The sequence below is a fragment of the Peribacillus sp. CSMR9 genome (assembly GCF_033141925.1).
GTDB lineage: Bacteria > Bacillota > Bacilli > Bacillales > DSM-1321 > Peribacillus > Peribacillus simplex_A.
Genome location: NZ_JAOPHO010000052.1, coordinates 19,309 through 31,786, shown reverse-complemented (window position 1 = coordinate 31,786; position 12,478 = coordinate 19,309). Strand labels below are relative to the sequence as shown.

Annotated in this window: 11 protein-coding genes; 1 reads left to right on the top strand and 10 read right to left on the bottom strand. The window is 37.2% G+C overall.

The genetic code is table 11. The annotated features are described in order from the left end of the window. Nucleotides 1-679: 679 nt before the first annotated feature. The 4 genes from N9I19_RS18660 to N9I19_RS18645 form a co-directional block, all read right to left on the bottom strand. The gene (locus N9I19_RS18660) at nt 680-1,123 is read right to left on the bottom strand and encodes a C40 family peptidase (RefSeq protein WP_286140782.1); all 444 of its coding nucleotides are present in this window, start codon (nt 1,121-1,123) and stop codon (nt 680-682) included. Between the two features lie 225 nt (nt 1,124-1,348). Then, nucleotides 1,349-1,975: a metal-dependent hydrolase gene (locus N9I19_RS18655; RefSeq protein WP_317778653.1), complete on the bottom strand. Its 627-nt coding sequence runs from the start codon at nt 1,973-1,975 to the stop codon at nt 1,349-1,351. A 498-nt stretch (nt 1,976-2,473) separates the two neighbouring features. Then, complete coding sequence (locus N9I19_RS18650; RefSeq protein ID WP_317778652.1) at nt 2,474-3,388, bottom strand: hypothetical protein; 915 nt, start codon at nt 3,386-3,388, stop codon at nt 2,474-2,476. 244 nt (nt 3,389-3,632) lie between these two features. Then, a complete protein-coding gene (locus N9I19_RS18645) occupies nt 3,633-4,526 on the bottom strand; it encodes a selenium metabolism-associated LysR family transcriptional regulator (RefSeq protein WP_089362286.1) in 894 nt (297 codons plus the stop codon). A 133-nt stretch (nt 4,527-4,659) separates the two neighbouring features. Here N9I19_RS18645 and N9I19_RS18640 point away from each other — a divergent pair, with 133 nt between their 5' ends. Continuing rightward, nucleotides 4,660-5,685, top strand: coding sequence for a YeiH family protein (locus N9I19_RS18640; protein ID WP_317778655.1), 1,026 nt, complete (start codon nt 4,660-4,662; stop codon nt 5,683-5,685). Nucleotides 5,686-5,708: 23 nt separating this feature from the next. On the opposite strand, the gene speD is transcribed toward N9I19_RS18640, so the two are convergent. The 6 genes from speD to N9I19_RS18610 form a co-directional block, all read right to left on the bottom strand. Continuing rightward, nucleotides 5,709-6,545, bottom strand: a complete 837-nt coding sequence (speD, locus tag N9I19_RS18635) for an adenosylmethionine decarboxylase (RefSeq protein WP_317778651.1) — start codon at nt 6,543-6,545, stop codon at nt 5,709-5,711. Nucleotides 6,546-6,731: 186 nt separating this feature from the next. After that, a complete protein-coding gene (locus N9I19_RS18630) occupies nt 6,732-7,394 on the bottom strand; it encodes an ABC transporter permease (protein WP_289337550.1) in 663 nt (220 codons plus the stop codon). A gap of 17 nt (nt 7,395-7,411) precedes the next feature. Further along, the gene (locus N9I19_RS18625; RefSeq protein ID WP_411730535.1) at nt 7,412-8,329 is read right to left on the bottom strand and encodes an osmoprotectant ABC transporter substrate-binding protein; all 918 of its coding nucleotides are present in this window, start codon (nt 8,327-8,329) and stop codon (nt 7,412-7,414) included. Nucleotides 8,330-8,340: 11 nt separating this feature from the next. After that, nucleotides 8,341-8,994, bottom strand: coding sequence for an ABC transporter permease (locus N9I19_RS18620; RefSeq protein WP_317778649.1), 654 nt, complete (start codon nt 8,992-8,994; stop codon nt 8,341-8,343). A gap of 12 nt (nt 8,995-9,006) precedes the next feature. Further along, a complete protein-coding gene (locus N9I19_RS18615) occupies nt 9,007-10,152 on the bottom strand; it encodes a betaine/proline/choline family ABC transporter ATP-binding protein (RefSeq protein ID WP_061463283.1) in 1,146 nt (381 codons plus the stop codon). Nucleotides 10,153-10,355: 203 nt separating this feature from the next. Further along, complete coding sequence (locus N9I19_RS18610) at nt 10,356-11,531, bottom strand: acyl-CoA dehydrogenase family protein (protein WP_317778648.1); 1,176 nt, start codon at nt 11,529-11,531, stop codon at nt 10,356-10,358. Nucleotides 11,532-12,478: the final 947 nt, after the last annotated feature.

The window sequence follows — 12,478 nt, the reverse complement described above, 5'->3', positions numbered from 1 at the left end:
TCCAAGACGGACACATCCTCTCAAAAATCATTGTAAGGACTTAACTAAAATGTGTCCATGAAACTATACTAACTCCAATGTATCCTCTTAGTATATTCAGTCATGATTGATTACTTCGTTCAGGATAACCATAGCCTAAACTATTAACAAAACACCAATTCACCCTTTTTCAGGACTAATCATAATCTTGTCCTCATGCCTCAGCCACTCTCATTTTTTAAAACAAAAAAGAGACTTCATTAAGTCTCTTACCGACTGTAGACAAACTCGATGAAAATTATCTACAATTTTTTAGGGTCTTTACAAATTTGATCGTTGCCACCAGGCACTCGATTTCCGTAGGCGGTCCTCCCTCGGTGCCTTTGTGCCTGCGGGATCTCCTCTAGACGTGTTTTTCCTGCAGGAATCTCGAACACCCGTTCTAATCTACTTTGTTTTAACTTTTAGATAGAACTCTTTTTCCTACAGTCTTTTTTGTTTTTAAAAATAGTAGTATTAAAACTTGAGGTCATAAAGATACTTTCTTATAAGTCCCCTCGTTGTCCAACCCATGCCATGCTTTCCTTATAACTGCTTCAATTCCAATAAAAAATCAAAAAGGTTTCGGAATGATACCATTCCGAAACCTTTTTGACTACAAACTGAAAGAGTTTTTTATATTAAGGTTGATTTTCTTCTATTATATACGTTTCGCACCAATATACTTTGGCTTCCAATAACTATTATTGGTTTTAGCATATGACACTCCTTTAGATGATGCAGAGTGTATGAATTCATTGTTTCCTATGTAAATAGCCACATGTGTAGGTTTTTTCGCTTTATTTGGTGCAAAAAACATTAAGTCACCTTTTTGCAGGCTTTTGACTTTCTTTCCTTTTTTATATATGTCAGCGGCGGTTCTTGGTAAATTCTTACCAGCCTTTTGATATGAATACTTCACTAAACCGGAGCAATCAAAACCTGAAGAAGAAATGCCACCCATTTTATATTTTGTACCTAATTCACTTTTAGCCACTTTAATCGCTTTTGTATGATATGAAGCAGCTTCCACTTGGTCCCCAGCAAAGGATGCGGTTACAAGCATGATAGCCAATGACAATCCGACGACAATTTTCTTAAACAAATTTTTTTACCCCCTGATGTGATTTGCTAAACCTAATATACTAGAATAGGTATATCACTCGCATCACAGGATCTTTACAAATATGTTACATTTAGTAGATATAGGAAGAATGACCATATAAAACATAAGAATAAGTCGAATCAAGCTTCCAACATCCGCCTTTTGAAAGCACCTATTTTAAAACTTACTATTCCTCATGGAAAAACAGCGGTAAGAAAACCACTGTCAAAATTCTTTTGAGAAAAATGGTAGAAATAACTTTACCCCACGTTTGTTAAAAGGTAAACATTTCAAATCTGCAATTAAATGACTTATGTATCCGAATAAACAAGTAGTCAAAATTCCGTCAATCCCCATAAAGGCTTCGAATTGAAAAGCAATGATGCCAAAGAAAGCGATACCGGCAATCGAATGGGTATAACTTCTATGTGGTGTAAAGGATGCCAGGATTATATAGGCGCCTAACAGCCACAACCAGCTTTCCTGCAAAGATATACCGCCGCCTAAAACCGCTAATCCAGTCAAGGTCAGCATATGCCTTTGTCTAATGAATGATGAAATGATGATGATCCCGATTCCTGCTCCTACACCGATCCACTTTTCCTTATCAGTGCCTTCCAAAAGACTATAAATGATCATTAAAATACCAATCGTTTGTGCTATCGTTCGGATAAACTTATGTGAAAAAGTAATCCTATTACTTAACTTCCCATCAATATCCATATCGGGCATAAGGCCTGAAATCCCCCCAATGCCAACCAAGAATAAAGTGGTCGTTGGATCTGTTTGAAGTGTGTTTGCCGTTAAGAATCCAACTGTTGCCCCTAATGCCATGTGTGCTGTACCGTTCACTGTCTCTCTCCTGTCCTACTAAGAAGTAATCTCTGTTACCAAGAAACGAATGTTTGTTCGAATCCCAGCATTCTAACTATACAATATTTTTAATGAAATTTCTTTATATTTTATAAAAAAGCCGTAGTAATCAATAATTAGTGCTTATAATTTCCTCGTTCTAATTAAAATCAATTCTTCTAGAATGTCTATAATTGCTTTGTTTAGGTAATTTCCAACAATTAAAACCGCAAAATATTTTTCTGTGAATAGAGCTATTTCATGAAATTTTATCCGTCATATGAATATACTAATCTATAAGGGGAGTGATTCAGATAGCTTTTTTAAATGCCTTCAATAATTTTAAAAAAGGGAAAAAGTCTAAGAAAATAAAGAACATGGATTTTCGGGAACAACACGTAAATAAATCGTCAGAGCTCATTGGAAATAATGTAATTGTACAAAATATTATTAACAATCACCTTTCCAAAAAAAATAACCACTTGTAGGGTGGTTTTTTTATTTATTATCAGAAAGCTCTTCATTTTTTTCCATTTTCTCGCTCACACCATAAATATAGTTATACTGTAAATAGTAATCATATATGACATTTTGCAGGATCTTAAGCAGTGATTTATCAAATGTATCGAATTCAGTTTGGTAGCTATTTAAGACAGTGACAAATTTCCCGTCCATGTTTTCAAAATAATGGAGAAGAAAATTTTTGTAAAATTCACTATCACTATTGCTTTTATTCGTTATGCACGGATCACCGGTTTGGATAGACTTATCAAGCATCGCTTTGATGGATTTAGGCAGCTTCGCTTTCTTGAACTGGTTCAAGGTATAGATATCATAGGTAAAGGAAAGTCCTAATTGATTGGAATAAAAGTCCATGGCACTGTCCAATGTATAGATTAAGGGGGTTTTAAAGTCCTTGCTGTTGGCAATTTCCTCTGATATTTCCAATTGATATTCCTCTGATGTTAAATACGCAGCAAATTTCATTTTCGAACTGCTCACGCTGAACACCTCATAAACGGCTGCATCTTGTTTTTCAATTTCAATTTCTATATTAAAAAACTTAAAGTGCTTTAAACGGTAAAAAGCAATCGGTGCTAATAGGAAAAGCAGTATCCATACAAGGTAAAGGAATAACGTGTTAAAGATAATTTGATAAAATTCTGAAGTTACGATCGGCTCGATGATTAATGTAATCAATGTATGTTCAAAGCCCTCAGAAATAGGGGGATTCTGTGTAATTACCGGATCAATAGCTTCCTCTGGCTTATTCCAAGTTTGGATACCTAAATGAGACATCGCAACAAGCGTATATACAAAAATTAAAATAGTTCCAATCACATATAATTTTGGCATGAACCCTATAATTCTGTCGAAAACAGAAATCCGCTTATCTTTCTGCTCTATAGCCAATGTGGTTGCTCCTTTTAAGATTAATAAATGCGGAAAAGTCCTACAGGGACTGAAAAGTTCCTGGAGACTACCTATTTAATTTATATGTTGGTAATTATGTTAAAATACGTAAAAATTGTTTATTGATTGACATATACCATAATATTTTCGACGTTTTCATTAAAATTAAAAAAAATTCGTCATTCAATAAAAACCCATCCTCTTCATTCATGAAATGTAAAGGATGGGCTTAAAGTGTAAGGTTTTATTTAGGATGACCCTTTATCGCAAAGTCTTCTACCTTCCTTAAAAATAGATCCATGGCTTTTGATGCTTCAAAGTCTAACTTTTTCACGATTGAAAAAGGTCTTATAATGGGTTCATTTTTCAAATGAAAGGTTTTCAATTCATTGGATTTCAATTCTTTTTGTACAGTCAAACGGGATAACAAGGCAATGCCAAGTCCGGCCATCACCGCTTCTTTCACTCCTTGGATACTGGTGAAAATAAAGGTTTTCTTTATGTTTAGTTCCAGACTGCTCAGAAGTTTATCCGAATATGTACGGGTCCCCGATCCTTGCTCCCTAAGTACCCATGTTTGGTTTTGGAGCAATGTGCCCTCGATGATATCCGTCTGTGAAAGTGGATGAACCGGGGGGACGACGACAATCATCTCGTCATTCATGAAGGGTCTGACATCAATATCTTTATAATCCGTTTCCCCTTCTATCAAGCCTATATCAAGCTTATTCGAACGTATTCCTTGTATGACTTCATTAGAATTTGAGATGATGATTTGTATGTCCACCATCGGATATTGAGCCGCAAATTCTGCTAAAACTTTTGGAAGGTAGTATTCCCCTATCGTGAAGCTTGCACCTATTTTCATCGTTCCGCTAACCACGTTATTAAATTCATTTATTTCTCTTATTGCTGTCTCATAATGATCAAGCATTTGCTTTGCATGTCTATATAAAATTTTTCCCGGCTCTGTTATTTGAACTTGTTTGGGAGAACGATAAATTAATTTCGTTCCTAACTCATTTTCCAGATTCTTAATATGGAGACTTACTCCTGGCTGGGACAGGTTCAGAATATCCCCAGCTTTAGAAAAGTTTTTCTGTTCTATCACGGTTACGAATACTTTTAAAGGATCCATCGTTACCTCCTTATTTACCTATGCATTTTATTTTATCATAAGTAGAAGTAATCATTGAAATAGCAAAAATATATTTCACTTATTCTTAATTAAGCTTTAAAGTAAAGGCATCAACATAGATGGAGTGATCACACTGGAACGAACAGAGGTTGAAACTAGAAAACTTGGATTTACAAAAGGAATAGCTTTAACTTTGCTAATTGCTATTGCAGCTAAATACTTAGCAGAGCTTCCATTCCTTCATATATTGGGACAGCTAGTCATTGCGATACTGATTGGTGTTGTTTGGAAATCGATTATCGGCGTACCCGCTTACGCCGTCGCTGGGACAAATTATTCGAGTAAAGTCCTTTTGAGAATGGGCATTATCTTATTGGGGATGCGCTTGAACCTGAAGGATATTTTTAACGCCGGCCCGAAAACGTTTGCTGTTGGAGCCATTAGTCTAATATTTGCTATATTGGTAGTTTATGGATTTACCCGTCTATTTAAAGTGGAAAAAAAGCTAGGCTTACTGACAGCTTGTGGTACAGCAATTTGTGGAGCTGCTGCAGTCCTCGCAATTTCCACCCAAATTAAAGCAAAAGAAAAAGATACAGCAATAGCTGTAGCGACGGTTGCTGTTTTAGGTACAACCTTCACTTTCGGTTACACGATCCTTTATCCCTTTTTGGGGTTATCCGATCCAGGTTACGGTATATTTTCGGGTGCGACACTACATGAAATTGCTCACGTCATCGCTGCTGCAGCACCAGGGGGAAATGAGGCAGTTGACTTGGCAGTCATGGTCAAATTGACTAGGGTGGCCCTGCTCATTCCCGTAGCCCTTTTAATTGGATTCATCATGAGTTGGAAAGAGCGATCAACAGATAAGGGAAAGAGATTTTCCTGGAAGTCCATTCAGATACCTTGGTTTATTTTTGGATTTCTATTAATGAGTGCCCTCTACTCTACAGGGGCAGTTCCTGAACTTATAGCCGAAAAACTTGTTATGCTTTCCTATATCCTCATGGCTATGTCCATGGCAGGACTAGGATTGAATATTGACCTTGTCACTTTTAAAAAATATGGCGGCAAACCTTTTATTGCTGGATTGATTGGCTCAATTTTATTAACGTGTCTCGGTTATGTATTGGTTCATGTTTTCCAGTTAAATTAATATTTCACTTAAACAAGCATCCCTTAATCGGCATGCTTGTTCTTTTCTGTTGGATGCGGGACATTAGCACCATAAAAAATTTCGTCCATCTCCGTTTGAAGCCTTTCTATTATTACCTGCCTTTCTTCTGTTTTCAGCTTTTCCTCTGTATAACCGAATAAGTAATTATTAATATCGAATCTTTTCAGCTTACATTTTGTATGGAATATATTTTCCTGGTATACATTCACATCAATCATGTCATATAAGCCCTTTACTTCATCAGGAATATAGTTTTGAATGGAATTAATATCGTGATCAATGAACAATTTTCGCCCATTTTTATCTCTCGTAAACCCTCTTACACGGTAATCAATCGTGATAATATCGGTATCGAAGGAATGGATCAAATAATTAAGGGCTTTAAGCGGTGATATTTCTCCACAAGTAGAGACATCGATGTCGGCCCTGAATGTGCTAATGCCTTCATTTGGATGGAATTCAGGGTATGTATGAACTGTAATATGGCTCTTATCCAGTTGCATGACCACATTATCAGGTAAAGGCCCTGGTGATTCCTCATAAGTTCCAGTAGGCACTTCGACGACAGGACCTTCTGAAACAAGAATGGTTACACTGGCGCCTTGAGGGACATAATCCTGCTTGGCCGTATTTAAAACGTGTGCACCTATTAAATCAGAAACGTTGTGCAAGATCTTCGAAAGCCTTTCTGCATTATATTGTTCATCGATATAATCCAGGTAGGCCTCTCTCTCTTCCCTGGTTTTTGTGTAGCAAATATCATACATATTAAAACTTAGAGATTTCGTAAGATTATTAAAGCCGTGAAGTTCAATACGCTGCTCTGGTGTAAGTTTCATGATTGATTCCCCTTATATTTTTTTACAACTATCCTTATAGTTACCCTTTTTCTGAAATAAAAAACTAAGCCGGTCAGTCCCTGCTTGTAACCTTTTAATCGGCAATGGTTATTTTTCTGGCCAAAAAGCTAAGAATATGAGCCATTGCAATAACATGCAATGGCTCTTTCAATGTCCTGGTTTGTTTTAGGCAGAATGAATTTTTTTCTTTTTTATCGGAGAAAGCAACCGTTCCAACCATCCTAGTAAGAGGTCTGACAGAATGGCCATCAATGCCGTTGGGATTGCTCCTGCAAGTATAATGGCCGTTCCATTAGATGCATTCGTTCCCCTGACAATGATATCCCCCAGCCCTCCTGCCCCTACGAATGTCCCTACAGCAGTGACTCCAATTGCAACCACAAGAGCTGTGCGTAATCCAGCCATGATGACAGAGAGGGATAATGGCAGTTCGACCATTCTTAGTAACTGGAGTTTCGTCATCCCCATTGCCTTGCCAGATTCTAAATAAGCATGATCTATACTTGTAATTCCGACATAAGTGTTCCTAAGGATTGGCAGTAAGGAGTATAAAAACAATGATAAGATAACTGTATTTGTTCCTAACCCCATCACTAGCATAAGAAGAGCAAGCATGGCCAAGGCTGGTGTGGTTTGAATAACATTAGTTATGGAAAATACCCATTTACTCAATTTCTTATGTTTCGCGATGAAAATCCCCATCGGGATGGCTGCGATTGCAGCAAATAAAACTCCATAAGCGGACATTAAAAAGTGGCGATAAAACTCAGTAAGTACATACATCCAATTTTGAGAATAATACGTTCCCAGCTGTTGTAAGGTTTCCATTAGTTTGCACCTCCCATTTATTCAAAATATTTATGTGCTTTAAGGAATTCCGAAGCTACGACCGATGGCTCTTTCAAGTTCCCATCAACTTCATAGTTCAGTTCCTGCATGGTTTCAGTATTGATTTCGCCAATTAACTTGTTAAGTTCATCTTCAATTTCAGGGTAACGTTCCAATAATTCTTCGGTAACGACCGGTGAACAATCATATGGAGGGAAATATTGTTTATCATCTTCTAAAAGCATCAAATCATTAACCTTAATCCGCCCATCGGAAGAGTATGCAAGTACAATATCCATCTGACCATTTTTGACTGCATCGTATACCAGGCCAATCTGCATCGGATAAGTTTCCCCGAATTCCAATCCATATGTATTTACGAACCCTTTATAGCCATCCCCTTTTCTTTTCAGCCAAGCACTATCGACACCTAACCTTAAATTATCTGCATCCTTTTCCAAATCCGATATTTTCTTATAACCTTTTTCCTCTGCCAATTCATTTGAAATCGTAAAGGCATAGGTGTTATCGAAACCGTATGAATCAAAAAATTTGAAACCATATTGTTCTTTGAATTCCCTTTGAACAACTTCCATTGCCTTTACTGGGTCCTTTTCAATTTCCTGTCCCAGGACACTCGTTAAATCCGTCCCTGTATATCGAGTTGCGGCTATATCTATATCACCGCTCTCCATCGCTTTTTGCTGAACGAAATTCGAACCTAAGTTTTTGATGATTTTCGTATCAAGATCCGTATTCCGCTCTAGGAGTTGAGCGATCATGTTCGCCAGAATTTCGGATTCGGTCATACTTTGGGCACCGATCTTTACTGTAGTTTCAGAAGATGACCCCAATCCAGGTAAAGAACAGCCACTGATGAATAATGAACAAACTAAAAAGGCTATGAAAATTGAACTTCTCATTTTTTTATACATGCTATTCCTCCTCATGCAACTTCCTTCATACCTTTTAATCCTTTTGGTACGACTTTTCGTTCAATGATCGAGAATACATAATCCACCAGGATAGCCATGATAATTACAGGAACTGCACCTGCGACGATATATTCTGTTTGGTATAAATTCAATCCGATAAAAATGTAATCTCCAAGACCTCCTCCTCCAATAAAGGAAGCCAAGGTTGCCCAACCAATTAAATAGACGGAAGCCGTACGGATACCAGCCATAATGACGGAAAGTGCAAGCGGGAATTCAACCAGACGAATCCTCTCCCAGCTTGTCATCCCGATACCGCGACCGGATTCCAGCAGATTATCATTTACGCCTTTAATACCTGTGTAAGTATTCCTGAGTATAGGTAAAACAGAATAGAAAAATAACGCAATAATTGCGGGTGTTTTCCCTACTCCGAGGAAAGGAATGAAAAAGGCTAGGACTGCCAGGCTCGGCAATGTCTGCATAATGTTTGCAATTCCGATTATAATGGATGCGCTCCTTTTCATTCGGGTCAACATAATGCCTAGTGGTACGGCGACTATTATTCCAAGTAAAACAGCGATCATGGATATATATAAGTGCTCCCATGCCTTATAAATAAATTCTTGCCAGTTCGTTTGTAAAAAATCGAGCAATGTTTCCATCTAATACACCTCCTAGAACATTTCTGCCACTTGATTTTCTACCTCTCCCCATATACTGTCGTATACGATGTCTACCAATGTTGCCCTAGTGACAATTCCGACCAAATGTTTATTCTGGTCAACAACAGGCACATATTTGAATCCCCGTTTTAATATCTTCTGAACGGAATCACGAATTAATGAATCCTGCTTTACTGAATAGACTTCAGTATTGATGACTTCGCTGATAAATTTTGCTTTTTTTCGGTATTCACTGATCGTTTCAACATCTACGAACCCTTTCAAAACATTTTGCTCATCGACCACAAGTAAAGAATCGACCCTTTTCTCGCGCATTATCGTAATAGCATCCGTAAGGGATTTTTCCTCAGTAATGGATATGGGATTACGGCTCATGATTTGTTCTACCAATTCAACATTAGGTCTTGTTTGAAGCAATCGATCTTTACCTATGAATTCTTCCACGAACTCATTGGCTGGGTATCGGAGGATTTCATCCGGTGTTCCCACTTGGACGACTTCACCAGCTTTTAAGATGACGATCCTGTCGGCTAGCTTAATGGCTTCATCCATATCATGGGTAACAAAAACGATTGTTTTATCAAGTGTGCGCTGCAGATTTTTAAATTCCTCCTGAAGGGCATCGCGGGTGATTGGATCTAGTGCTCCAAAAGGTTCATCCATTAAAATGAGTGGGGGATTTGAAGCAAGAGCTCTCAGAACGCCAATCCTTTGTTGCTGCCCACCGCTCAATTCGTATGGATACCTTTCTAAATACTCGGGTCCCATATCGACAAGCTGAAGCAATTCCAGTGCACGTTCTTTTTTCTTCTGGTCATTCCACTTAAGAAGTTTTGGAACGAGGGTGATATTTTCAAGAATCGTCATGTGTGGGAAAAGTCCGATTTGCTGGATAACGTACCCGATCTGTCTTCTTAACTCAACTGGATCTTTATCCATTATATTTTCCCCATTAATAAGTATCTTTCCTTCAGTTGGTTCGATTAGACGGTTAATCATTTTCATTGTCGTTGTTTTGCCACATCCACTCGGACCAATGAAGCAAATGAACTCTCCTTTTTTAATATCCAATGATATATTCTTTACAGCTTTCTTTCCTCCCTTATAGATTTTCGATACATTTTCAATTTTTAACACAACAAGCACCTCCATCATTCGCATACAATTACAATTTTTACAAATATGTTACTTTTTATATGCACAGTCTCTTATACCCAGAAAAAAACTACATAAACCATTTTAACAAAAAAAACTAGTTCATTTTAATTATATTGAATAAATGGAATAAAAAAACTACCTCATTTTAAGGTAGTTAATAGATTTAAGTTATTAAAAATGAATTATAACCCAATATTTTTAGCAATGAGGATTTTCAGGATTTCATCTGACCCTGTATAGAATGTTGTCACAGGAATTTCCCGATGACGCCGGGCAATTTTATAGTCACCCATATTTCCGTATCCATCATGTAACTGCATGCACTTTTCAGATATTCGCTTAGACATCTCAGTGATCCAATATTTAGCCATCGATACTTCCGTTATGATCTTCTCCCCTTTCATATGTTTACAGATCAAACCATCAACAAACGTTCTTCCCAACTGAATATCGGTCGCTATTTCAACGATGGTAAACTGTGCATTTTTAAATTTACTAATTTTCTTACCAAATGCTTTTCGTTCTTTAATAAAATTCACGGTTAAGTCGAGCATGTCTTTAGCTGCCATTAAAGACCCAATCGCACACATAAGCCTTTCCTGCTGCAGTTTTTGAATTAAATATGAAAGGCCTTTACCTTCCTCCCCAAGAAGGTTCCCAATAGGAACAGAGGCATCATCGAAAAATAGTTCTGCTGTTTCTGAACTTTCCTGGCCTTCTTTGTCAAGTTTTCTTCCTCGTGAAAACCCTGGTGTATCTTTATCAATGAGCAACAAACTGATTCCGTCATGAGAAGGAACAGCATCTAGATCAGTTTTGCATGCTACTATCAAGAAGTCAGCGTTAAAGCCATTTGTAATAAACGATTTCGCTCCATTGACAATATAATATCCATCTTTCTTGATGGCTGTGGTTCGAATATTCGCTAATTCAGAACCCAGCCCTGGCTCTGTCACTGCAAAGGCAGAAATCATTTCTCCAGTAATGAACTTGGGTAAATATCTATGTTTTTGATCTATTGTGCCGAATGAAGCAATATAGGGGGCCACAATATCAGAGTGAATTGATATTCCTCCTAAGGCTGATCCAACCATTTCCAGTTCCTCTGCCAGTACAACTGAATATCCAAAATCTGCTCCCGCCCCACCGAACTCTACATCAAGCCATGGACATAAAAATCCGTTATCCCCAATCTTTTTCCAAAACAAGCGGGGTATCCCCCCCTCTTTTTCCCACTGATCATAAAAGGGGGAAGCCTCCTTGTGGAGAAATTCACGAATTGATTGTTTAAATAATAAGTGTTTTTCAGTGAGGAAGGAACGTGAATCATCCATATTGATCGCCATCGAGCTAACCATGGGTTAACCTCCATTCGCCAATGATTTTTTTGATACAATCCATTACCATGAACAAGATAAATATGTTAATCACCTCGATGTAATCGGTTACAATAAAAATCATCAAACGGTAAATTGGCCTACAATATTCATGTTCAACAAAAATAATGAATTCCCTTTTAAAAATCTATTTTTAACAAGTGGAATTATTTTTTGATTATAAATGCTTAACTGCTAAATTATGTATTCATTTTATATTCTAACGAGGTAATTTTTGGAATATTTTGTCTTAATTTTTTTATAAGGGTAGCGTCACATTGCCATCAAGTTAAAGTTTTGTAGGATCCCCAGTACGAAATTTTGGACTTTTCTTGTAACTTATAAGCTCAGTTTATCGTTTTTTGGGGACGCGGTACCCTTTTTTATCAACTTACTGCCGTTTATAGTCTGATACAAAATTTTTTATTTCTTGTATCGGTATTTCCAAATTAATAACCATTTGAATGAGTTCAATCCATTCTTTATCAATTACTATTCCCCTATCAGAATCAGCGGGTAACCCCCAGGTATCTTTCTCACACCAGATTCACCTTCTTTTTCTTGATACCCCTGTGATTCTTCGTGTAGCAGTTCCGACTGCTCATATAGGCTTTTAGCTATCTGATAGTCATCGAAATCCACTTTTAAATCTATCTGTAATTTTCCTTTTAATTCGCGATTTGACTTTTTCCATTCCTCTAAACTTTTTATGTAAAAGAGTTTTGAAAACCTCGGTTTTATATTTTCCCAGTGAAAATAAATAAGATATCACACCATTGCAACAAATCTTCACGGTATTGTTTTTGTTCATCTATAAACAGCTTTAAAAGCATATCCCGCATCGGCTAAAACGTGCTCAATGTTCAAAATAAGGATGCTGTTATGCCTTTAAGCAAAGGATTTTTGCGAATTTTTTTCTGATTTCCGCA